Here is a 22,888-nt window from a genome sequence, read left to right as displayed (position 1 = left end):
ACGATCGTGCGTCTCTACAACAGCCATTTTTGAATCATATCCGGGGTTACTGCTTTGTTCCGGCAGATTTCGGTATAAAACAGTCCACTGCGACGAATGGTTCTGCGCTGGTTTTCATAGTTTACCTCAACCAATCCGAATTTTGCGCTCAAACCTTCAGCCCATTCGAAATTGTCCATCAACGTCCAGTGATAGTAACGCTGAATGTTGATGCCTTCATCCAGTGCCTGCCGGAGCGCCTTGAGGTGGTCAAAAATGTAACGGCTACGCTGAGTGTCATTTCGGTCACAAATCCCGTTTTCTGTGATATAGAGCGGCACCTGATACCGCTCATAATAGCGTTTGCAGGTCCTGTACAATCCTTCCGGGTAAATTTCCCAGCCAAGATCATTGACAGGGGCGCCGGCCGGTACTTCACGGATTCCCAGAATTTCCTGCGGATTCCAGGCTTGCCGGATCATATCCCGCGTATAGTAATTGATGCCGAAAAAATCGCTATAGCGTGCTTTGCCGGTAGTCTTTCCAACACCCAGCGGCGGAATGAGTTTTCCTTCTGTCATACCTGCCACAAACATATCCTGAAAGATTGTATAATGGAGTTGTGCCAGCAGTTTTTCCTGAAGGGTTCCTGTCGCAGGATCAAAGACCCTCAAATGATGCGCAACACCGACACTGGTATTATTCCAGCGATGTTTTTTTCGCATCTTGTGGATTGTTTGATACACGGTGATATGCGCCTGAATCATGTTTTTAGCTGCTTTGAAAAACAACGGCAGATGGAAGTTTTTTCCAGGGGGCCAGTTTCCAAACAGGTAGCCATTCACCAGATAGATATTGGGTTCATTGAGCGTACACCAATCCGAAACCAGATCACCCAGATTTTTAACACACCAGGAAGCATAACGCTTAAAAAAGCGGATCACTTTGGGGTTGGTCCAGGCGCCTATGTCTTCAAGCCACAACGGGTTTGAAAAATGATGAAGTGTGACCAGTGGACGGATTCCGGAGGCAATGAGCAGCGCAATTTCGTTTCGATAATGCCTGATGACTTTTTTATCAAATTTTCCGGGTTTGGGTTCAATCCGGCTCCATTCCAGACTCATGCGATAAGTCTGGCAATTCATGGCTTGCATCAACCCGATATCTTCTTCCACACGGTTCCAGTGATCATTGGCCACAATGCAATGGGTTCCATCATGGATGTGACCCTGCTCAGCCCAACGATACCAACTGTTGTTGCGGTCGCCCCCTTCAATCTGCAAGGATGCGGTTGCGGTACCAAAAAGAAAATCTTGAGGAAATTGAAATGGTTGCATGCGATAGATTCGAGGGGAAATTTATTGAAGTTCCTTAAGCATCGAGTTTTCATCAGGAAAAATTTTGATCAGTTTGTTGAGTCCTGAAAATTCAAAAACCTGATACACCAATGGATTGAGGCTACACAAATAAAAATTTTTCCGGATTTTCAAAAAATTTTTGTAGTGGGTCACAATGGCACCCATGCCGGAAGAATCCATGAAAATGATGTGCTCCATGTTGAGAATCACGGTTTCAGGATTTTGATCGTCCAGAAGAGTCTGGACGTATTGTTTCAAAGTATTGATATTCTCAAAATTCAACGACTCCGCTTCAATCTTGAGAATAGCCAGATTACCCACGATTCGATGGGATACTTTCATTGGAACTCCGTCGTAATATCATTCGCCATCCACAATCTCGTTGATGCTGGTCTGGAGTTGTATTAAACCCGGTGTGGCTGGATTGGAGGCTGACACAATGGTCAACGTTTTCTGGGATTGTTTCAATACAGAATTCACCCAGGCTTTGGGAAGATTCAAATGCATCTGTGGTGCGATTTTGTAAAAAAACAGGGGCAGTTCCGCAAATTCAAACAGGATGGTGCATTCATTGTTATTGGCGGCCCGGTTCCCGATAATATTTTTGGCTTTGCCATACAGGGTGAACGCTTTCCTGAAACTTTCCTCAATCGTTTTCGCGATTTCCTTACGCTGGTCACCAGCTTCATACTGGGCATTAGCAAACAGCATCCTGCTTTTTTCCAGCCTGGCTTTGAGAAAAAATGGAATGGGACTGTTGGGTTCCAACTGCATCAATGGATCCACCAGTTTGTGTCCTTCATCCAGCAGTAACGGCATGTTTTTGAGAATGCTGATGATCCGGATGGACTTGTTCATGATCAGTTTGCGTTTGTCATCCTTTTTCTCATTTCCCTCAAATTTGATATTCTTGAGTTCTTCAAGAGTAAGAATAAATTCTCCCTGATCCATGTGTTTCAGTTTGCTGGGGTTGGATAGACTTTGTAATGCGGCAATATAATTCATGGTCCGACGAATCCTGGCTTCCAGACTTTTGACCTGTGCTTCAAATTTTTCATTTCCCTCCCGACTTTTATAATAAGCATCCAGTTTAGCCAGATCGTCAAAGCATTTATGCCGGAATCGTTCGAGATAATTGTATTGAATGGTCAGGACCGCCATCAGATATTTGGCGTTGAAAGTGCCCAGCATACAGGCAACTGTCGCATGCAGGAGTGCCAGACGATGGACTTCACAGGTGTTATTCCGGCCATCTTCCATGTAAATCCGGTCAGGCTCCGCCGCAATCACCGCCAAAGTGATCCTGGCCAGCGCTTCTGTTGGGTTTTTTCCAAGATTGGCCAGCATGACGTTCTTTTTCTGTTCATTTTTAGGGCCGACATATTTGGCCAGATCCCTGCCCGTCACCGCCGTGTCTTCTTTTTTCCCGATCAAGGCCATAGCGCGGCGCATGAATTGAGAATCATTGTACTCCAGAATGTCTTTTTTTCGTCGTTCCAGTTCAATAGTCCAATGCTTCATGGATCCGGGAACATGACCAATATCCTTAGAAAAGATGCGATGTTTGGACACACCTTCCTCTGGCGGTTGGCGGATCAAATCCATGGTTTTTCCAAAAATCGTGGTATTCACGATTTCATTCAAACTCATTTCATCTTCTGATCTGTATTTTGACTGTGCCATGTCTTCATTGAAAAAAGAGTGGAGACTGATTGTTTTTAAGTGCTTCGGATGAAGCAAATACTATACCGTCATTCATTGACTCACACAAACTTTATGATTTTAGAGTCGGTGTTCTTAAATGGGTTCATCAACGCAAGCGATGACCAAAAGATTCTGGCTACCAATTTAAGCCGATACAGTTATCTGGTGTGACTGAGCACTCAAAAGGAATGCTCTTACAGAAGAACCACATGTATAAGCACATCTTGCGGGCGTCCTAAGAAACGAAGAGCTAAGTTATTGAATACAAAAGTGTATCGGCTTACGTTGATAGCCATTCTTTTCCGGCTTTCGTCTAAACAGATCCAAGCTTTCAAGGTTGGAAGATTGCTGGTTTGAGTTGCGGGGTTTATTAACAGTTGGTTCCTAAAGTGAAATAAAAAGTCGCGCCTTGATCCACAATGCCTTCGGCCCGGATTTCGCCTCCGTGACGATGGATGATGCGGCGCACATTGGCCAGTCCGATTCCTGTGCCTTCAAATTCGGTCGCGTTATGCAAACGTTGAAACACGCCAAAGAGTTTATCCACATAACGCATGTCAAATCCGGCACCATTATCCTTGATATAAAAGACCGTTTCGTTGTCTTGTCGGAAGCAACCGATTTCGATGACGGCATGTACCCTGTGGGAGGTATATTTGAGGGCATTGGATATCAGATTCACCCAGACCTGTGTTATCATCAAACGATCACCGCGGACTTCCGGCAACGGCGAAATTTTCCACTCTATGTGTCGTCCCTCCTGTTCCTGCTGAAAATTGTTAAGCACGTCTTTGACGATCCATTCCATTTTGAGGGGAATCATTTTCATCTCTGTTTTCCCCATGCGTGAAAAATTCAGCAAATGGTCAATCAGTTGTTCCATTTCCTGAGCGGACTTCTCAATGACCTTGATATAGTGCTGTCCTTTTTCATCCAGCAGGGCATTGCTTCTTTGTTTCAGGAGATCCATGAATCCGGAGATATGCCGCAAGGGCGCACGCAAATCGTGTGATACGGAATATGAAAACGCTTCCAGTTCAGCATTGGTCACTTCCAATTGAGTGGTGCGATCCCGAACACGGCGTTCCAGTTCAGCATTCAGTTGTTGATTCTCCAGGGTTGCCTGTTTCAAGCCACTGAGCATCTCATTGAACGCAATCACAACATCATCCAGTTCATCGGTTCCAGCCGATAACTCGCTTCGGTGCAAGCGCAGGGGTTCTTCCAGTTTGTCAATGTTTAACGCTCTCGCATAATCAGCCATGACACTCAGATGACGACCGACCAGATTATAGAATAAAAAGAAAATGAATATTGAAACCAATAATGTTTTGAGGGTCTGGGCAACCAGAAGCAGTGCCACCCGATCCTTCGTTTGTTGAAAGGCGGTATCCAGACTTGCTTCAACATAAAGATTACCGAGAACCATCGGCATCACATACGTTTTGTTCGCGTTAACATCCTCAATCTGTTGTTCATAGATCAATGGGAATTCTGTGGATACATGAGGTGTTTGATGTTTAATTCCCACCGTAAATCTTGGAGTCCGGTTTATTTCTCTGATTTCGATGTAAACGATATCAGGTTCTGACAGGATTCCCTCCATTTGGAGTTTGAGTTGAAGGGGGTCCATGTTCCATAAACTTTGTGTGATACTTTTGATTGCAGTACGTTCTATCTGTTTTAAATGTGCTTCCACAATGGATTTATCATGGCTGAACTCGGTGTATAGCTCCAGGGAGACAATTATCAGTGTGATGAGGGCACTGAACAATAACGTCCGGGTGATTAACCGTAGGGCCAATCGATGCGGAAGCTTTCGATTGTCTTTAAAAACGGATTTATATATTTCAAGCAAACCTGGCATGGGAAGATTCCTGTTCGTTATCGCGGTAAATAGTTTTCTTTAATTTTTTCAGGCACCCCTTCTGCTTTGAGTTCCTCAAGGGCTTTACGAAACCGGTCCACCAGCGCATCCTCCGTTCCACGACTGAAAGCCATGTAAAGTTCAGAAGAAATTTCCGGTAAAAACAAGGCTTTTTCCGCCGGAATCAATGACAGATCCCAACCTGCGGCTGACGCTTTGAAGGGAAAAGTCATGTCATCAAACGGGAGCAGATCCAACTTGCCGGTCATTAATTTCTGCAAATTGAGATGATCCCCATGGACTGTTTCAATCCGGGTTCCTGTGCCAAAGCCTTTTTTAATCAGATACTGTGTTTTGACATCCGACAGCACTCCGCCGATTTTATATTTTTTGGCATCCTCCAGGTCGTTCAGGACAATGTCAGTGCGTGATTTCAGTTTCCAGAAATAAACATTGAACGGGGCAATGGTTCCCACCCATTTGAAGAGTGGTTCCCGTTCAGGTGTTCTCGCGATTGAATAAATCAGGATGTTCGGATTGTTCAAGGCTCGTTCATAGGCCCGATTCCAGGGATAAAGACCCAGGGTTGCCCTGATGCCTGTTTTCTGAATAACAGCACGAACCAAATCGGTTGTGATGCCAATCACCTTATCATCTTCCTGCATTTGAAATGGCGGAAAATCAGTGGTCACAACCTCAACTTCCTGTGCCTGTAAACCATTGTCAACAAGCATTGTCAGCAACACCATCAAGACGATCTTCCACATAAATTTCTCCTGAAAATGGACATGATTCACTAGTTTTTTCCGGACTTTCCTGCCCAGCGTTTCAACACAGCTCTCAGCAGACTTTGAGCAAGCGGTTTGGCGAGATAATCATCCATGCCCTGGTTCATAAAAAAATCCTTGTCTCCAGTCAGTGCGTAGGAGGTAAGAGCCACAATGATCATATGCCGATCGGTTCCCTGTTCTTTTTTCCGTATCATTTTGGTCACTTCAAGGCCATTGAGTTTTGGAATCTGGATGTCCATCAGCACCAGATCGAACTGTTCATGTTCCAGTTTTTCAAGAGCCATGGGACCATCCACAGCAAAATTAAAGGTGTGACCATCCATTTTTAATAAATGTTCAATCAACACCTTGTTTGCTTCATCATCTTCAACCACGAGAATATGCAGTGGTTGGGTGCCTGTTTTAGGGGAAGATTGCGCCTTCGTCCCGAATTCATAAAGATTATCAGGCAATTTCTCATGCAACGGAATGGTGACATGAAACGCGCTCCCCTTGTTCAATTCACTTTCAACCCAAATGGTTCCGCCCATTTTTTCAATGATCTTCCGGGAAATGGACAGTCCCAGTCCAGCCCCCCCATATTTACGGGTGAAGGATTGATCAACCTGGACGAAGGGATCAAATATTTCAGCCAACTTCTCCTGATCAATTCCCACGCCAGTATCCCGCACACAAAAATGGAGTGCTTTCCCGGTTGGTTCGTCAAGGTCCTTGCCCCAGTTCACGACCTCCTGTCCAAGCAGAAGCTCAATCAATCCAACGTGGGTGAATTTTACGGCATTGCTCAACAGGTTCAACAACACCTGCTTCAGTTTAACGACATCCGTAAAAATCAAATCCGGAGTTCCTTCCTGAATTTGATAGCGCAACTCGATTTGCTTTTCCTTGATCAACGGTCTGACTGTTTCAAGGGCATGGGCAATCAGGGGGGAGATGCGAACATCAGACCAGTTGAGTTCAACTTTGCCTGATTCAATCTTAGACAGACTCAGCACATCATTGATCAAGGCCAGCAACTCTTTGGCACTTTGCCGGACAATGGAAATCCAGCTTCGTTGTTCTGCCGGGATCGCCTGATCCGTGGCCAGAAGCTCTGAAAAACCGATAATCGGATTCAGCGGAGTACGGAGTTCATGGCTCATGTTGGCCAGAAACATACTTTTGGCATGATTGGCTTTTTCGGCGATGTCCCTGGCCTGCTTTAATTCTTCTTCCACTTGTTTGCGTTCCGTGATGTCCTGCTTGATACCAAAAACCTTGATTGGCTGCCCGGCGTCATTGTACAGGATCTGGCTACGACTGCTCACATGGATGGTTGAGCCGGTTACCTGATGGACACAGCGATAATCATGATTGAACGGCTTGCGGGTTGCCAGGCATTCTGCGAAAACAGTCATCACTTCATGATAATCATCAGGATGCACAATCGACTGAAATTCTTCCACGGTGTATCTACGTTTTTCAGTAAATCCGAAGATATTATAAAACTCATCCGATCCTTCCCAGTAATTGTGGATCAGGTCTGTTTCATAACTTCCCATTTTAGCGATGTGCTGTGCTTCATTGAGTAATTTTTCATTTCGTTTCAACGCCTCTTCGGCTTTTCTCCTGGATTCAAGCTCCTGTACTTCCTCCAGGGCACGACGTACTGCAAAGGGAAGTTTTTCCATCTGGTTTTTGAGTACATAATCCAGTGCGCCCTGTTTGAGCAGTTCTACCGCACGGATTTCGCCAATGGCACCCGAAACAAAAATAAAGGGGACTTTGGGACAATGGGCTTGTGCGTGTTTCAAGGCAATTTGACCGCTGAAACCCGGGAGATTATAATCGGATAAAATGATGTCGTAATGCTTCTCCAGAATTTTTTCGATAAATGCTTTTTCGGTAAAAACACGCTCAAATTGAATCTCATAGCCTGATTCAAGGAGTTGTTCACAGATCAGTTCGGCATCCAGTTCAGAATCTTCCAGACATAAGATTCTCATAGTTTCTCCTGGTTAAAAATTCCTGAATGAACAGGTTATAAAATGTAATTTTTCCGGTTGGTCATTTTCTGCCTCAAAAGGATGCGTAGGCAGGGGAGAGCATTAGCGAAACCCTTCGAGTTTTGTTGGGTTTCACTTCGTTCTACCCAACCTACCCACCATACCAAACAGAAAATTAAACGATCCTGGCTTCTACAGTACAAAACCAAAAGCGGGAAACAAAGCCAGGACTCGGTTGCGTCAGTTTTTTTTATCATCCAGAATGGTTCTGATCAAAACACCTAGTTTTTGAAGTTGAAACGGTTTTTTTAGATAACTTTTGATCCCTATAGCCTTGGCCTGTTCCTGACTGAATATTTGATTGAATCCAGACATTAAAATCACTGGCAGGTCAGGACGGATGCTCCGTATTTTTTCAACAAGGACATCCCCTGTCATAATGGGCATTGTCAGATCTGTGATCACCAGATCAAAAATCTGGGGTGACTGACTGAAACATTGGAACGCCTCAAGACTGTTTTGAAAAACAGTTACCTGATACCCAAACACCGATAACTGAATTTGTAATAATTGCCCCAACGTGTGTTCATCATCCACAACCAGAATATGCTCGGAGCCTGTCAAAACTTCTGTTGAATCCTGTTCAACCTCAGGGTGATTGTTTTCAATAATGGGCAAATAAATATTGAAGGTACTTCCCTGCCCGACTTTACTCTCAAAAACAATGGTTCCCCCATGGTTATGAACAATCCCGTGAACCATGGACAACCCCATTCCGGTGCCTTCACCCTGTGGTTTTGTGGTAAAGAAAGGCTCAAAAATTTTATCATGTAATTCTTCAGGAATCCCGACTCCGGTGTCCTTGACCACCAGTTGCAGGTAGGTGCCCTGCCTGACATTATAAACGGACTCAAAAAAGTGATCCAGGTCTGTTTCAAACAGATCAACTTCAAGTATGCCCCCGTTCTGGCGCATGGCATAGCCGGCATTGGTACAAAGGTTCATGATGATCTGATGAATTTGAGACTGATTTGCCAGAACAGGCCTGCATGCGGAGGAAAGGTTGTCTTTGATTTCAATGGTGGATGGCAGAGACGCCCGGAGAAATTTTAGACTTTCCTTGATGAGTGGCGTGATCAGCAAAGGCGCTTTTTCCTCTTCGGTCTGCCTGCTGAAAGTCAGAATCTGTCGGACCAGATCGGCGGCCCTCCCCCCGGCCTTCAAAATCTGCTCCATGTAGTTTGTCAACCTACTCTGTATGGGAAGGCTCTCCATGGCAATATCCGCATAGCCGATGATCCCCTGTAGCATATTGTTGAAATCATGAGCGATGCCTGCTGCCAGAGTTCCGATAGCTTCCATCTTTCGTGTTTGCTGAAGTTGTTTTTCCATTTGCCGTTGCAGGGTTACATCATATTTCACCGCGACAAAGTTAACAATTTGCCCCTCGTGGTTCCGCACTGGAGAAATAGTCATTTTCTCCTCATAGAAAGAGCCATCCTTTTTTTTGTTGGTGACAATTCCGTGCCAGACTTGACCAGACAGGATGGTATTCCACAACTCGGAATAAAACGGTTCCTCATAAATGCCGCTTTTTAAAATTTTCGGATTTTTTCCAATCACTTCATTGCGTGAATAACCGGATATTTTTTCAAACGCGGGATTGACATATTGAATCTTTCCCGCAATATCCGTGATAACAATGGATTCTGAGGCCTGCTCAACCGCCATTGCCAGTCGATTGAATTCCTCTTCCCGGCGTTGTCTTTCTGAAATATCCCGGATAATACCGACAGAATTCCATTCTCCGTTTATTTGTACAGCGGAGATTGAAACTTCCAGGGGAACAATCGATTGATCCTGTTTTAACCCTTGCACCACCATGGTACTGCCAATCAACTTTCCCTTCCCTGTCTGGTGAAAACGATTGAAGCCTTCATGAAATTCTTTATGGTATTTTTCCGGTACAAACAGGGCGTGAAAATTCTTTCCCGATACATCGTTTGCGGATATTCCGAATATTTCTGAAGCGGCAGGATTCCAGAACGTGATTCGACCTTGAGGATCCAGCATGACGATTCCATCTTTGGCAGAGTCCGTAATCACTCTGAGTTTGGCTTCACTTTCTGCCAGTTCCTTTTGAATTTCTTTTTTCTTTTGCTGATTTGCGTGACCTTCAAGACAACGCTGGATTGCGGGAATCAATCGTGTCAGCGCGTCTTTCATCAGATAATCTTTAGCACCTGCACGCATGACATCCACCGCGATTTCTTCACCAACGGCTCCGGAAATAACGATGAACGGAATTTCTTTGCCGTTCTTCCGCATCAACTGAAGTGCCCGATAGGGGTCCATCTGGGGCATGTTATAATCACACAATACCACATCCCATTCCTTGTCAAAGGCCGCGTTCACATCAATTTGAGTCGAAACAAACTCATAGTGGATATTCCTGAAACCTTTGCGGAGTTCCCGAACGATCAGAAGGACATCATTCTCCGAATCATCGATAAACAAAACTTTCAGATCAGACATAAGCACCTTACAAAGTGGATAGAAGTGTGTGGTTAGCCAGGTCTCCAGGATACTGTAGCACTTATTGATTGACGGATTCTTCACCTGACCTGTGAATCCGGAGTGGATCGGGTTGACGTTGATCCTGTTTTCGTCCACAAATTGTAGGGGCAGACCCCCTCGGGTAGTTTAAAAATGTCAGATTTAAAGTCTTTTTGTCAATAAAACTTTGGGTCATCCGTTGACCTTCAGCCTTCATTATTTGGGGGTGGTCATATTTTCGTCCACAAATTGTAGGGGCGAACCTGTGTGTTCGCCCTGATCCCAATGTCATCAACTTAAGCATTCTGAATGGTGCTGTGTTTCAATTCCCCCTTGGTTCAAGGGGGTTAGGGGGATGTAATTCTGAGCGTTAAATCCCCCATTCCCCCTTTGAAAAGGGGGATTCCCAGGCGAAGAACGTCTTAAGTTGACAACATTGGCCCTGATCCCGGGCAGACACACAGGTCTGCCCCTACGGGATAAAACACAAATCAGGTGGAACATCAAAGATCAATTTTTTGACACCTAGTGATAATACTCGGCCATTTTAAATACGGGAAGATAAATAGAGAGCAACACCATGAAGATGACTGTGGATAGGAGCGTCATGACCAGTGGTTCCAGCAGAAGTGTCCACCGTTGTGTCTGCTTTTCCCAATGGTTCTGATAAAATGCGGCAATGCGTTCAAACGAAGACGCCAAATAGCCGCTGGATTCCCCCAATGCCACCAGGTGAACGAATTCCTGTGTAAACATTGACGAAGATCTATAGGCGGATTCCAGCGTTTCTCCCTCGAATACTTTCCTGTGAATCTGATGAATCTGATGCTGTTTTGTTTCTGGAAACAGGGATTCTGTCAGTCGTATGGCTTCGGTTAACGGCACCCCTGAATGGAGCATGATGGACATAGACCGTGAATAGGTCAGCAATAGAAAGTTTTTCCAATATCCTGATGGTAACAGTGACATAGCCTGGGGACCAAACCATTTAAGCAGATATTTAGTGGTCATGAGGAGGGACAGGCTTCCACAAATAACCGCCAGAGGATGATTCAGGATAGTGTTGCTGGCGGATACCATGATCTGGGTGAGCCAGAACAGGTCATCGCCCATGATGCTGAAAACCCTTTTGAAACGGGGAATGATATAAATGAGAATCCCGAGGACCAGGATGGTTCCAACGCCAAGAACCATCAATGGATAACGTAGCAACCGACTCCGCTCCCGTGCGGTATTTCTGCGAAATGTGTAAAACTCGACCAGAGTCCGCAACACATCAGGCAAATGCCCTGACACTTCGCCAACCTGAATGAGATAAGTCAGCATTGGTGGAAAACAGGCAAATGTCTGAAAGGCTTCACCCATGGATTTGCCAGAACGGAGTTGATCGCTGACAAGGCTCAGGATGAATCGGAATTGTGTGTGTTTGTGATAACGAATAATGAACTCCAGGGCATTCAGTAGGTCCATCCCTGAGGCCAGCAATCCTGACAGGGTTTCGAGAAAATCAAGCAAGTGTTCATCTGTCAGCAAGATATCCTGATAGTGAGGTGAAACAGAAAAAAACTGGACATCAAAAATATCTTTCTGGTTTAATTGAAGGCGTCCTTCCTGAAGGGTTTTACATTCCAGGGTACCTTCGACAGAATGGCCATGCGTATTTTTTCCAGTCCAGAAATAGGGTCTCATAACGGCCTTTATGTGAATCGTCTTTTTAGCGAGAGGAACATCATGCAAGTTGTTGAATTTTTTTATGACATTGTAAGTCCTTACAGTTATCTGGCATCCACAAGGATTGATCAGGTCGTGGTTGAGGCTGATGCCAAGGTACAATGGCGTCCATTTTTAATTGGCGGAGTTTTCAAAGCAACAGGAAACCAGCCTCCGGCATCATTGCCAGCCAAAAGGAAATATATGTTGCGGGATTTAAAACTATGGGCATCCTACTACAAGGTTCCTTTTAATTTTCCAGTGCACTTTCCAGTGAATACCTTGCTGGCCATGCGAATTTTGACAGCACTTCCTGAAGCTGAATGTACAACCATGTCGCACAAATTGTTTCAGGCCTATTGGGTCAATGGACTGGACATCAGCAACGCGGATATTCTGGAATCGATAGTTGGACCAGAAAACCTTGCTCTTGCGTCACAGGACCAGGTGAAGGAACAACTGAAACAGACAACTGAAAATGCTGTGCAACGGGGCGCCTTTGGGGCTCCAACCATGTTTGTGAACGATACCATGTTTTTTGGCAACGATCGTCTTTCCCTGCTTGGACACTATCTTCAGCATCCCGAAGATTTCAACGGATAATCCGTGCCAATTCAATTTTCTTTTAACAGAGGTTATTATGGAAAACAAAGAATATCTGAAACAAACCAACATCGCTTTCAAAAAGGTACAGGATAAACTAGAAGATTTTGAAGATGAAATTGATTTTGACCAGACCAGTGACAAACTGGAAATTTTATTTGAAGCCGGAGGTCCCAAAATTGTGATGAATACCCAGAAGGCGATTCAGGAACTCTGGTTGGCCGGAAATGGAAAAGGCTGGCATTTCAAATATCAGGAAACAAAAGGTATATGGTTTGCGGAGGCAGAGCAAATTGAATTTTATCAATGCCTGTCCCATCTGATCGAATCACGTCTCCATAAAACGGTAAAATTTGGTTGACCAGATGATCACCCTCATACGGAAGCCTCAATCTTCCAATAAACGCTATGGATGGTTCGTTTTGCTGTCCATTTTCACTCTGATCTGGTGGCTTGGCGCAGGGGGCGATGATCTGTTCCTGTTGCCCGTCCTGTTCTGGTTTATCTATTCGCTGTACCTGATTCAGCAAAACCAGACAGTTGTTATGGAACAAAGCCTTAAACAGATGATGGACTGGTGTGTTTCTGAGTCGGGAAAACGCAAACTGATCTTAGTGCTGATATTGCAGAGTCTGGTCTGGTTGTGTTTTTCCATCCTGAAATATTATTCGTTTCAGTTGCATATCTGGGATTCTGGAATCTACAGCAATATTCTTTATAATTTATCCCGGGGTGATTTTTATCTGTCCTACTTCAATGAGCACAATCTCGCTGATCATTTCACGCCCTCTTTATGGGTTCTTGCTCCACTTTATAAAATATATCCCTCAATTCACTGGCTCATGCTCGCTAAAACATTGGCGTATGTGTTCACCCCGGTATTGTTTTACCGACTGTCTTATTTGATTTACCGTTCAGAAAACAAAGCGTGGCTGGTCAGTCTGTTTCTGGGGAGTCTGTGGTTGTTATTTTATACACCGGTCGTGAGCAGTATGCGCTATGAATTTCAGGTCACTTCGCTTGCGCCACCCGCCATTGTTTATTCCATGATCTGTGTCCAGCAACGACATTGGCTGCGTTTCTGGGGGAGCATGGTGTTTATTCTGGGATTGAAGGAAAGTACTGGTTCTGTATGGATTGGAATTGGGATCTTCATGATTGTCAATCGGCAGAATATCAAAACGGGTTGGATTCTGTTTGTCGGAGGGATCTTGGCTATGATTGCGATCATGTTCTATGTGATGCCGTTTTTTAATCATTTTCAGATGGTGGACAAATCACCGGAACGGATGATCAATTTATGGTTTCAATGGGATCAAAAGCTGATTTATTCGATCAAGTTGATCTATCCGTTGGCTGGTTTGCCCTTATTCTACTGGAGAAAAGGCATTCTGGCCGGACCGGCAATCGGGATCAATCTTATTGCCGGAAAAGTCGCCATGTTTTCCAGCCATTATCATTATGATGACATTCCCTCCACCTTGCTCATGCTGTCCATGATTTATCTGTTGAAAGATCTCGAGCCCGAAAAAATTCTGGAAAGATGGAGGGCCTCCAGAAAATTCTGGACAGGCTTCGTTTTGTGGTTTGCGGGGTGGGTTGCGTTATGGCCTAACAGCAACATGAAACTTCTGCAAAAAGTTCTTCCGGGGGCACCTGAATGGCAGGCATACCAAGAAGTGCATGCTTTCGAAAAAACATTGAGTCCATCAACAAGAATAGCAGTGCAGGATGCCTTGGGGCCACACTTCAATCGACGAGAAATTCAAGCCTTTGTTCAACATGAGGGGAAAGATTGTTCCGTAGAAAACAGCCGTTTTACCGCTACATTGAAGATAGATTATATTGTTCTTTCAACCGATCTGGGGCATTACAAAATTAATGATTTTTCTTTGTGTCTGAGACAACTGGAAGCCTCAGACACCTATCAACGGATACCTGGATATTCGCGCCTGATCGTGTTTGCTAATCGCGATTCACAGTAATGGCCTTCATCATTCCAGTATTTTTTGTACTTTTTCCAGCACCTGATGTGGTTCAAAAGGCTTTGTGAGATAGGCATTCACACCTGCCCGAACTGCGTCAACATAAGACGTACTCAACGCTTCCGCGGTCAACATCATCATGGGGATGTGTTTGGTCTGTTCGTCACCTCTGATCAGTTTCAACAGATCAAGACCTGTCATTACGGGCATTTTCCAGTCCGAGATAACCAGATCAACGGTCTGGGACTTGACAAATTTCCAGGCTTTTTCACCATCATCCACTTCACTGATATTCTCATATCCTGCCTGTTTGAGAATATTTCGGATGCTTTTGCGAATCATGGAGGAATCATCCACAAGTAAAATATGTTTTTCTAAATTTTGAGCCATAGCGTTCCTCAAAAAAAAAGATTGGTTTGTCCTCAAAGCATATGTTAGCCATTCCCATACTTTTTTTATGGGGAAAGGTAAAGGTTGTTTCAAAAATATTTAACTCATGAGATGGCTTTTTCTCGATAAAAACAAATCATTGTTGTCTATATTTCAGTGAAACCAGTTTGTAAACATTATTGTTGATAAGGAGCAGAAAAGATGAATATCAAGCCGGCGATCATCACTGTGGGTGATGAAATCCTCTGGGGCGATCAGGTGAATGACAATCAGGCCTGGCTCATTCAACTATTCAGGAAACAGCAGATTCCTGCTCAACTCACCATGACATTGCCTGATAGCGTTGAGATTATTGCTCATTGGATGAATCTTTTGCTGAATCAGGAATATTTTCCAATATTCGTCTCAGGGGGCATTGGCGGAACGCATGATGATTGTACCAGGGACGGAATCGCCAAAGGTGCCGGTGTCGCACTGACTGTCCATGAAGAATGTTTTGAAATTCTGAGGCAACGTTATGGTGATCGCTTCAATGAGTCACGACAACGGATGGCACATTTGCCTCATGGCTGTGAACTGCTTCCCAATCCTTTGGGCGCTCCGGGGTTTATTATCAAAGGCATTTATGCGTTTCCCGGATTTCCACAAATGCTCAAACTCATGACGACGTTTGCGCTGGAACATTGCCTGAAACAGTTTCAGCCTTCAATATGGGCAATGGAAGAAGTTTCCATGATGATGTCAGAAGGAGAGATTGCCCATGTTGTTGAAAAATTTTCCAAACAATGGCCGGAAATTCGCCTGGGAATTTACCCACATCCTGCGGATGCCGAATGGCGGGTGACTTTGAGGTTGAGATATCCACTAAACGAAACACAGATTAAAACTGAGTTTGAACAATTGATTATACAGTTGTGTGAGGTGCACAAAAGTCCTGTGCGCAGGCTCTCTGTCGTGTAAAAATGTGGAGATTCTCAAGGAGAACGCAAATAGGGGTTGTGCTTTTAAATTGAGTTTGTTAGAGAAGGGCCAGTACTTGAATCTGGAGCGTCTTGTGTCATTAAAAAATTCTTGACATTCCTTTGGAATTGGTGTTTCTCTATCGCCTTGGCTTGAGATACCACATTAGTAAATGTTCCACTCAACATGAATTTTCCCAAGTCCCCTGTTTAGTTCTGGAACTCCTCTTCAAGTGAAATCCTGTTTTTCAAATTTCGGCATAAATTCCTAAATGCCCAACTTGCGACATTCAAAGCAAATCCGCCTATATGAGAAATCAACCACCCGCTCGCCGAGGGACTCGGAATTCCCATCAATATTCCAACCACAATCAGAATACAGAAAACTCAAACAATGATCAGGGCAATAACGAGTCTGTAAACACAGGCGAAAATCCTGCCACGCTCAATCTTGTAGAACTGAAACGTAAGGAACTGCCTGATCTGCTGAAAATCGCCAGGGAATATCACGTTGAAAATGCAAGCAGCATGCGTATGCAGGAACTGATTTTTGCGCTACTGCAGGCCCAAACTCGTCAGAATGGAGTGATTTATGGCTCAGGCGTTCTGGAAACACTACCCGATGGATTTGGCTTTTTAAGAGCCCCCGATTACAATTATCTGCCAGGTCCGGATGACATCTATGTCTCTCCCTCTCAAATACGCCGATTCAACCTGCGGACGGGTGATACTATTTCTGGTCAAATTCGTCCCCCCAAGGAAAGTGAACGTTATTATGCGTTGCTCAAGGTGGAAGATGTCAACTTTGAACCACCGGAAATGTCCATTGATAAAGTTCTGTTTGACAACCTCACACCATTATATCCTGAAGAACGTATCAATCTGGAACGTGGATATGAGGATCCGACCACGCGTATTATTGACATGATCGCGCCCATCGGTAAAGGCCAGCGTGGACTGATTGTGGCACCGCCTAAAACCGGTAAGACAATGATTCTTCAATCCATTGCGAACAGCATCACTGTCAATAATCCTGAAATTGATCTGATTGTATTGCTGATTGATGAACGTCCGGAAGAAGTGACGGATATGAAGCGCTCAGTCAACGGTGAGGTGATCAGCTCTACCTTTGATGAACCCGCGACACGTCACGTTCAGGTTGCTGAAATGGTTCTCGAAAAAGCAAAACGTCTGGTGGAACATAAACGGGATGTTGTCATTTTACTGGACTCCATCACCCGACTTGCCAGAGCTTACAACTCCGTTGTTCCTCCCAGTGGAAAAATTCTTTCCGGTGGTGTGGATTCCAATGCACTTCATAAACCCAAACGTTTTTTTGGTGCTGCCAGAAATGTTGAGGAAGGTGGTTCACTCACCATCATTGCGACAGCTCTCATTGATACAGGCAGTCGGATGGATGAAGTTATTTTTGAGGAATTCAAGGGAACCGGAAATATGGAACTTGTGCTGGATCGTAAACTGGTGGAGAAACGCACCTTCCCGGCAATTGACGTCAATAAATCCAGTACTCGTAAAGAAGAGTTGCTGATTCCAAAGCAGGATCTGGATCGGATCTGGGTTCTCCGTAAAGTGATGTCTCAGCTCAATGTGGTGGAAACCATGGAATTTCTTAAGGAAAAACTTAATAAATTCAAAAAGAACGAAGAGTTTCTCGACATGATGGACAAATAATTTTTTATTCAACGATTAATCTGTTTTGATGGAAAGGAGATTATGAAACCTAATATTCATCCTAATTATCAGCCTACAACTTTCACCTGCACCTGTGGCGCCGTATTTCAGACTCACTCTGTGTTGGGTGGTGACCGCAATCTTGAAATCTGTTCTCAATGTCATCCCTTTTTCAGTGGAAAAGGTCGAATGTTTGATTCCGCTGGACGGATTGACAAATTCAAAAAACGTTATAATCGCTAATCATCAAAAAAAGTATGCTGAACAAGCTTACCGCCATTAAAGAACGTTTTGAAAAACTCAACGTTCTTCTCAGTCAGCCTGATGTTCATGCGGATCAACAACGATATCAGGCTCTCACCAAAGAACATTCTGATATTGCCGGGATTGTAGAAGTCTTTGATAAATATACGGCCATTGAAAAAAATCTGGAGGGCAACCGTGAAATCCTGGGAAATTCCCAGGAAGACCCGGAAATGCGGAGCATGGCTGAGCAGGAAATTCCTGCTCTTGAAGAAGAACTCAATCATCTTGAACAGCAGATCAAATTTTTGCTTATTCCTAAAGATCCCGATGATGCTCGGGATACGATCATAGAGATTCGTGCAGGAACAGGTGGCGATGAAGCCGCATTGTTTGCCCGTGATTTATTCAGGATGTATATCAGATTTGCAGAATTGAACGGATGGCGCTATGAAGTCATTGATGAAAGTCCAACAGATATTGGCGGATTTAAAGAAATCATTGTGTCCATTCATGGCAAAGATGTGTATAGCCATTTGAAGTTTGAGGGAGGGGTGCATCGTGTTCAACGTATTCCCAAAACTGAAACACAAGGGCGTGTTCATACATCCGCATCTACTGTCGCTGTTTTGCCTGATGTCGAAGATGTGGAAATTGATATCAATCCTGAAGATCTGAGAATTGATGTGTTCCGTTCTTCTGGACCAGGAGGGCAATCGGTCAATACAACAGATTCGGCTGTCCGTGTCACACATATTCCTTCAGGTTTGGTCGTGACATGCCAGAATGAAAAATCTCAGTTAAAAAATAAAAATCAGGCAATCAAGGTATTGAGAGCCAGATTGTATGATCTTGAGATGGAAACCCAAATGTCAGAGACCAGCGAACAGCGACGACTGATGGTGGGCAAGGGAGACCGAAGTGAGCGAATCCGGACTTACAATTTTCCACAAGGCCGATTGACAGATCATCGGATCAATCTCACCTTATATCAGTTGGAACATATCATGGAAGGCTACCTCCATCCCGTAGTTGAAGCACTACGAACCAACTATCAGGCTGAACTGCTCAAAGGTTCTGAAGATTAACCCCCAATCACCTGCAGTAATCGGACAGGATCGTCAGTAAACATCCCGTCCACCCCCCATGACAACAATTTCTTCATTTCATCTTCATTATTGACCGTATATGGGCAAACTTTCAGCCCCTGCTCATGTAAGCTTGTGATATCCTCTGCCCTGAGTGTTCTTGCATCCGGGTGGCAGGAATGGACTGGATAATGCCGACATAGTTTTGTCATTTCAGGATGAATTTCAGGATCATGCAACAACCCTAGACGTAAATAGGGTGCCCGGTGCTGTATGCGATGAAACAAGCGATGTTCAAAACTGGAAATAAGGATGGATTCTTCAAGATGATATTTTTCAATCAACTGAATCACCATTTGTTCGATGGTTTGTGTGCCATCAGAGATTTCAAATGCTTCAGGTTTGATTTCCACGTTGATCAGACAATTCTGCTGGACCATGTCAAAAACTTCTTCCAGGTCAGGGATTTTTTCTCCTGAAAACATCTCTGAAAACCAGCTCCCGGCATCCAGTTGTTTTAATTCTTGATGGGTATGATGCTGAATTTGACCTGTTCCATTGGTAGTGCGATCCAGAGTTTCATCGTGGATCACCATCAAGCGCCGATCTTTGCTGAAGGTCACATCCAGTTCAATCATCTGCGCTCCAGCCTTGATTGCAGCATTGAATGAAGATAATGTGTTTTCAGGGAAACGCGCACAATATCCACGATGTCCAATAATCAAGGGGGAACTTTTGAGCCATTCTGTTAGCATAACACTTGCCTTTCTTATAAGAAAAATACTATGTATGGCCTAACCTGTAAATTCAGCTTATTCTCAAGGAGTTCTAATGCCACTGCAACATGGAATTACAAATGGTATTTGTGTTATTGATATAGATGAAATCTTTACTTGGGAATTGAAAGATCTCATAAAAAAATATGTAGACCAGTTGTTGAGCGACTCAAAGCATACATTCAAAGGGTTGATTCTAAATTTCGAAAAAGTCAATTTCATTGATTCTCAGTTACTTGGTACATTGATTTTAGTTTATAAGAGAACGACTCAGCAAGGTCTGAAGTTTGGTTTATGCTGTTTGAGTGATACTCATATTGAAGTGTTCAAAATGAGTAAGCTGGACCTAATTATCAATATTTATCCGTCGGAAGAAGACGCCATGGATGCTCTGAGCCGTTAAAAAAAAGAGTTGCGCAAACTTAAAAAAACACCTTGCAATCTATCACGCTGTCATGTATCAACTCTGTTTACTTTTGCCTCAGGAGGGGTGGGTGAGTGGTTGAAACCGGCGGTCTTGAAAACCGTTGTGCGCAAGTACCGGGGGTTCGAATCCCTCCCCCTCCGCCAGGAAAAGAAATACGGAGAGATGGCTGAGTGGTCGAAAGCGGCAGATTGCTAATCTGTTGAGTGAAATTATTCGCTCCGAGGGTTCGAATCCCTCTCTCTCCGCCACAAAATGCACCCGTAGCTCAGCTGGATAGAGCTTTTGATTGCGGTTCAAAAGGTCGGGCGTTCGAATCGCTCCGGGTGCACCACTCTGGAAGCATTATACATACAAGCCTAAAAGCCTTTCAAACCCCATTAAATCACATCATTACAAACCTGCTGTAAGGAAAAATGTTTCCAGCTAGGCATGAACCTGCTGCAACAAAGGGAGAGTTTTCAATGAGTGGGCAACGCTTTCATCGCCCCGAAAAAAATGGTTACAACCGACCGGATTAATCAACAACCTGAAGAGGGTAACACTTTCAGCAACGCGTCGTGTCAGTTCGAACGAAGAGAGAACTCAAAGAGACCACATTCAAGCGTCTGAACAGTCCCAGTTATTTGTGTGGATCATTGAGTTTGTAGCCCACTCCATAAATAGAAATGATCCATTCTTCCTGTAGAATTTCAGCCATTTTTTTGCGCAGATTTTTGATGTGACTGTCGATCGTTCGTTCATAGCCGTCAAAATCATATCCCTGAATGTGATTGACCAGTTCGCTTCGGGAAAATACTCGATTGGGAAATGACATCAACACGCGCAACAGATCAAACTCACTTGGGGTGAGACGTAACAGAACGTCATTGATTTTCACTTCACGTGAAAGTTCATCCAACACCACAGGCCCGGCCACCAGTTGTCTCTGAATTTCCGGTAACAGACTTCTCCGTAAAACGGCCTTCACTCTGGCCACCACTTCTCTGGGACTGAAGGGCTTGCAGATATAGTCATCCGCACCAATTTCCAGCCCTAGAATCCGATCGAGTTCCTCAACTCTGGCAGTTAGCATGATGATCGGTAGCGATGAGAATTTCCGGACCTGACGGCAAACTTCCAGTCCATCCATTTGAGGAAGCATTATATCCAGCAGCATCAGTTGGGGTTCCTGCCGACGAATCTGTGCCAGCGCATGATCGCCCTGACTGACACAAATGACGTTGTAACCATTTTTGCGCAGGTAATCCCTGAGTAAATGGGCTATTTTAGGTTCATCTTCCACTATCAGAATGTATGGTGCTGACATTTCAAGATCCTTCGCTCAAAGGTTTCCATGTGTGTGGCACCGATAATTCAATCCGGAGTCCATTCAAGTCAGAATGACCTGCTTCAATGGTCCCGCCATGCGCCACCATGATACTTTTACAAATAGCCAGTCCAAGTCCACTGCCCGCGTTTTGACGATTTCTGGAAACATCCACTCGATAGAGTCTGTCAAAAAGCCTGGGAATTGATTCATCTGGAACACCAGGTGCAGAGTCTTCAAAAATAATCATTAATTTTTCAGGAGTAACCGACTGCCTTAAACAAAGAATTCCTGGCGCATCCGTATAGCGCAATGTGTTTTCCAGTAGATTGGAAAATACCTGGATCAATCGATCCGCATCCGCATCGACAGTTACTGTGGATTGCGGCATCAGTTCATTGTGCACCTGTATGCCCTGTTTTTCCAGCCTGGGATGAAACGTTGTCAGCACCCGCTGAAGAAGTTGAACTGGATCAATCCGTTGTTTGTTCATGGAAAGTTCACCACTGTCTGCCAGTGACAATTCATGGAGGTCATGAACCAGTTTGTTCAAATGTAACACTTCTCCATGCAGAGAAGATAACGTTTTGGAATCCACCGGTCTCACACCATCCTGCAGAGCTTCCACTTCTCCCTGTAAAATGGAAAGAGGCGTCCTCAATTCATGTGCAATGTCAGAAATCCATTGCTGACGCAGTTGTTCATATTGATTCAGGGTTTCTGCCATTCGATTGAAATCTTCGGCAAGTTGTCCCAGTTCATCAGTGGTGGTTACAGACAGACGAACCTTGAAGTTTCTTTGCGTCAATTCTCTGGTACCATGTGATAATTGACGGACAGGGGCCAACAGATGCCGGGAAAGAAATAACGATGCCAGCAGTGTCATGAGCAGTATTCCGCTGCCAAAAACATAGAGTGTTTCCGATTGTTCCTTCAAAAAGCCAACATCCAGAGGATGTGTCAGCGGCTCACGCTTATTCATTCCGATCCAGCCAATAATCGTGTCGTTGAGCTCCACAGGAACCATCAACGGTTCCACCAATTCAGGACCAATCACAATTTCATGATGTGTATCATACAGCGTCACACCTGATTGCATAAACCGCATGTGACGTTGATGCTGCCAACGATTTCCCGGTGGCGGAGGCGGAAACAAAGGTGGATTCACACTTCCCGGAACCATTTCTCTGGATTCTCTGAGAACCCAATGCCACAGGTGCGGGCTCTGCTGAAATATTCCCCAGCCCTGTTGGGAATCATAGTAAGTTTTTACCAGTTCGCCGACACGTTCCATTTCACGCCGAACCACATACTCTTCAAAATGTCGATTTCCGAACCATTTCATTCCACTGATCATGGTACACACTATCAACAACGACAGCATGAAGAAGATGGAAAATAATTTAAACAACAACGTAAACCGCATATAACAGCTCCTGTATCAGGTTTGAATCATGAGGTAAGAATCA

Annotated in this window: 20 protein-coding genes and 3 tRNA genes; 11 read left to right on the top strand and 12 right to left on the bottom strand. The window is 44.4% G+C overall.

The features are described from left to right. Positions 1-14 precede the first annotated feature (14 nt). The 8 genes from HQM11_09860 to HQM11_09825 form a co-directional block, all read right to left on the bottom strand. Positions 15-1,316: a glycoside hydrolase family 1 protein gene (locus HQM11_09860; protein MBF0351325.1), complete on the bottom strand. Its 1,302-nt coding sequence runs from the start codon at positions 1,314-1,316 to the stop codon at positions 15-17. Positions 1,317-1,337: 21 nt separating this feature from the next. Beyond that, entirely contained in the window at positions 1,338-1,679 is a 342-nt protein-coding gene (locus tag HQM11_09855; protein ID MBF0351324.1) for an STAS domain-containing protein, read from the bottom strand. An 18-nt stretch (positions 1,680-1,697) separates the two neighbouring features. After that, positions 1,698-2,987 carry a hypothetical protein gene (locus tag HQM11_09850; GenBank protein MBF0351323.1) on the bottom strand — a complete coding sequence of 430 codons (1,290 nt, stop codon included), beginning with the start codon at positions 2,985-2,987 and terminating at the stop codon, positions 1,698-1,700. A 424-nt stretch (positions 2,988-3,411) separates the two neighbouring features. Then, entirely contained in the window at positions 3,412-4,908 is a 1,497-nt protein-coding gene (locus HQM11_09845) for a hypothetical protein (GenBank protein MBF0351322.1), read from the bottom strand. Between the two features lie 17 nt (positions 4,909-4,925). Then, positions 4,926-5,675, bottom strand: coding sequence for an ABC transporter substrate-binding protein (locus HQM11_09840; GenBank protein ID MBF0351321.1), 750 nt, complete (start codon positions 5,673-5,675; stop codon positions 4,926-4,928). A 29-nt stretch (positions 5,676-5,704) separates the two neighbouring features. Next, positions 5,705-7,684, bottom strand: a complete 1,980-nt coding sequence (locus HQM11_09835) for a response regulator (GenBank protein ID MBF0351320.1) — start codon at positions 7,682-7,684, stop codon at positions 5,705-5,707. Positions 7,685-7,924: 240 nt separating this feature from the next. Further along, a complete protein-coding gene (locus HQM11_09830) occupies positions 7,925-10,219 on the bottom strand; it encodes a PAS domain S-box protein (GenBank protein ID MBF0351319.1) in 2,295 nt (764 codons plus the stop codon). 546 nt (positions 10,220-10,765) lie between these two features. Beyond that, positions 10,766-11,929 (bottom strand): type II secretion system F family protein, encoded by a 1,164-nt coding sequence (locus tag HQM11_09825; GenBank protein ID MBF0351318.1) that lies wholly within the window; start codon positions 11,927-11,929, stop codon positions 10,766-10,768. Between the two features lie 42 nt (positions 11,930-11,971). On the opposite strand from HQM11_09825, the gene HQM11_09820 reads away from it, so the two are divergent. Genes HQM11_09820 through HQM11_09810 form a run of 3 tightly spaced genes read left to right on the top strand, consistent with a single transcriptional unit; the run spans position 11,972 to position 14,538 of the window. After that, complete coding sequence (locus HQM11_09820) at positions 11,972-12,553, top strand: 2-hydroxychromene-2-carboxylate isomerase (GenBank protein MBF0351317.1); 582 nt, start codon at positions 11,972-11,974, stop codon at positions 12,551-12,553. A 37-nt stretch (positions 12,554-12,590) separates the two neighbouring features. Then, complete coding sequence (cyaY, locus tag HQM11_09815; GenBank protein MBF0351316.1) at positions 12,591-12,914, top strand: iron donor protein CyaY; 324 nt, start codon at positions 12,591-12,593, stop codon at positions 12,912-12,914. Between the two features lie 4 nt (positions 12,915-12,918). Then, positions 12,919-14,538, top strand: coding sequence for a DUF2079 domain-containing protein (locus HQM11_09810; protein MBF0351315.1), 1,620 nt, complete (start codon positions 12,919-12,921; stop codon positions 14,536-14,538). 9 nt (positions 14,539-14,547) lie between these two features. Here the strand turns inward: HQM11_09810 and HQM11_09805 are convergent, their stop codons facing one another. After that, entirely contained in the window at positions 14,548-14,928 is a 381-nt protein-coding gene (locus HQM11_09805; GenBank protein MBF0351314.1) for a response regulator, read from the bottom strand. A gap of 201 nt (positions 14,929-15,129) precedes the next feature. Here HQM11_09805 and HQM11_09800 point away from each other — a divergent pair, with 201 nt between their 5' ends. From HQM11_09800 to prfA, 4 genes are all read left to right on the top strand, one after another. Beyond that, positions 15,130-15,888, top strand: coding sequence for a competence/damage-inducible protein A (locus HQM11_09800; GenBank protein ID MBF0351313.1), 759 nt, complete (start codon positions 15,130-15,132; stop codon positions 15,886-15,888). Between the two features lie 308 nt (positions 15,889-16,196). Next, a complete protein-coding gene (gene rho / locus HQM11_09795; GenBank protein ID MBF0351312.1) occupies positions 16,197-17,579 on the top strand; it encodes a transcription termination factor Rho in 1,383 nt (460 codons plus the stop codon). Positions 17,580-17,621: 42 nt separating this feature from the next. Then, complete coding sequence (rpmE, locus tag HQM11_09790) at positions 17,622-17,822, top strand: 50S ribosomal protein L31 (protein ID MBF0351311.1); 201 nt, start codon at positions 17,622-17,624, stop codon at positions 17,820-17,822. A gap of 14 nt (positions 17,823-17,836) precedes the next feature. Further along, entirely contained in the window at positions 17,837-18,910 is a 1,074-nt protein-coding gene (prfA, locus tag HQM11_09785) for a peptide chain release factor 1 (protein ID MBF0351310.1), read from the top strand. Here the strand turns inward: prfA and HQM11_09780 are convergent. Continuing rightward, positions 18,907-19,665, bottom strand: a complete 759-nt coding sequence (locus HQM11_09780) for a glycerophosphodiester phosphodiesterase (protein MBF0351309.1) — start codon at positions 19,663-19,665, stop codon at positions 18,907-18,909. The genes prfA and HQM11_09780 overlap by 4 nt on opposite strands. A 76-nt stretch (positions 19,666-19,741) precedes the next feature. On the opposite strand from HQM11_09780, the gene HQM11_09775 reads away from it, so the two are divergent. The 4 genes from HQM11_09775 (at position 19,742) to HQM11_09760 (ending at position 20,444) form a co-directional block, all read left to right on the top strand. Continuing rightward, on the top strand, positions 19,742-20,089 hold the full coding sequence (locus HQM11_09775; GenBank protein MBF0351308.1) for an STAS domain-containing protein: 348 nt from the start codon (positions 19,742-19,744) through the stop codon (positions 20,087-20,089). Between the two features lie 81 nt (positions 20,090-20,170). Next, positions 20,171-20,256, top strand: a tRNA-Ser gene (locus tag HQM11_09770). A 13-nt stretch (positions 20,257-20,269) separates the two neighbouring features. Continuing rightward, positions 20,270-20,361, top strand: a tRNA-Ser gene (locus HQM11_09765). 6 nt (positions 20,362-20,367) lie between these two features. Continuing rightward, positions 20,368-20,444 (top strand) — tRNA-Arg (locus tag HQM11_09760). 288 nt (positions 20,445-20,732) lie between these two features. Here HQM11_09760 and HQM11_09755 read toward each other — a convergent pair. Beyond that, positions 20,733-21,419, bottom strand: coding sequence for a response regulator (locus tag HQM11_09755; GenBank protein ID MBF0351307.1), 687 nt, complete (start codon positions 21,417-21,419; stop codon positions 20,733-20,735). Position 21,420: 1 nt separating this feature from the next. Next, positions 21,421-22,845 (bottom strand): HAMP domain-containing protein, encoded by a 1,425-nt coding sequence (locus HQM11_09750; GenBank protein ID MBF0351306.1) that lies wholly within the window; start codon positions 22,843-22,845, stop codon positions 21,421-21,423. Positions 22,846-22,888 lie beyond the last annotated feature (43 nt).

The sequence above is a fragment of the SAR324 cluster bacterium genome, assembly GCA_015232315.1.
Classification (GTDB): Bacteria; SAR324; SAR324; order SAR324; family NAC60-12; genus JADFZZ01.
Note: the sequence above shows the minus strand (reverse complement) of the source record. Positions and strands in the feature narration are given on the sequence as shown.

Bases quoted from the DNA above. Each gene is read 5' to 3' on its own strand.
- HQM11_09750 (MBF0351306.1), bottom strand. From the start codon at position 22,845: ATGCGGTTTACGTTGTTGTTTAAATTATTTTCCATCTTCTTCATGCTG.
- HQM11_09855 (MBF0351324.1), bottom strand. From the start codon at position 1,679: ATGAAAGTATCCCATCGAATCGTGGGTAATCTGGCTATTCTCAAGATT.
- HQM11_09845 (MBF0351322.1), bottom strand. From the start codon at position 4,908: ATGCCAGGTTTGCTTGAAATATATAAATCCGTTTTTAAAGACAATCGA.
- HQM11_09850 (MBF0351323.1), bottom strand. From the start codon at position 2,987: ATGAGTTTGAATGAAATCGTGAATACCACGATTTTTGGAAAAACCATG.
- rho (MBF0351312.1), top strand. From the start codon at position 16,197: ATGAGAAATCAACCACCCGCTCGCCGAGGGACTCGGAATTCCCATCAA.
- rpmE (MBF0351311.1), top strand. From the start codon at position 17,622: ATGAAACCTAATATTCATCCTAATTATCAGCCTACAACTTTCACCTGC.
- HQM11_09825 (MBF0351318.1), bottom strand. From the start codon at position 11,929: ATGAGACCCTATTTCTGGACTGGAAAAAATACGCATGGCCATTCTGTC.
- HQM11_09775 (MBF0351308.1), top strand. From the start codon at position 19,742: ATGCCACTGCAACATGGAATTACAAATGGTATTTGTGTTATTGATATA.
- HQM11_09860 (MBF0351325.1), bottom strand. From the start codon at position 1,316: ATGCAACCATTTCAATTTCCTCAAGATTTTCTTTTTGGTACCGCAACC.
- HQM11_09830 (MBF0351319.1), bottom strand. From the start codon at position 10,219: ATGTCTGATCTGAAAGTTTTGTTTATCGATGATTCGGAGAATGATGTC.
- HQM11_09835 (MBF0351320.1), bottom strand. From the start codon at position 7,684: ATGAGAATCTTATGTCTGGAAGATTCTGAACTGGATGCCGAACTGATC.
- prfA (MBF0351310.1), top strand. From the start codon at position 17,837: ATGCTGAACAAGCTTACCGCCATTAAAGAACGTTTTGAAAAACTCAAC.
- HQM11_09810 (MBF0351315.1), top strand. From the start codon at position 12,919: ATGATCACCCTCATACGGAAGCCTCAATCTTCCAATAAACGCTATGGA.
- HQM11_09800 (MBF0351313.1), top strand. From the start codon at position 15,130: ATGAATATCAAGCCGGCGATCATCACTGTGGGTGATGAAATCCTCTGG.
- HQM11_09755 (MBF0351307.1), bottom strand. From the start codon at position 21,419: ATGTCAGCACCATACATTCTGATAGTGGAAGATGAACCTAAAATAGCC.
- HQM11_09805 (MBF0351314.1), bottom strand. From the start codon at position 14,928: ATGGCTCAAAATTTAGAAAAACATATTTTACTTGTGGATGATTCCTCC.
- HQM11_09780 (MBF0351309.1), bottom strand. From the start codon at position 19,665: ATGCTAACAGAATGGCTCAAAAGTTCCCCCTTGATTATTGGACATCGT.
- HQM11_09840 (MBF0351321.1), bottom strand. From the start codon at position 5,675: ATGTGGAAGATCGTCTTGATGGTGTTGCTGACAATGCTTGTTGACAAT.
- HQM11_09820 (MBF0351317.1), top strand. From the start codon at position 11,972: ATGCAAGTTGTTGAATTTTTTTATGACATTGTAAGTCCTTACAGTTAT.
- cyaY (MBF0351316.1), top strand. From the start codon at position 12,591: ATGGAAAACAAAGAATATCTGAAACAAACCAACATCGCTTTCAAAAAG.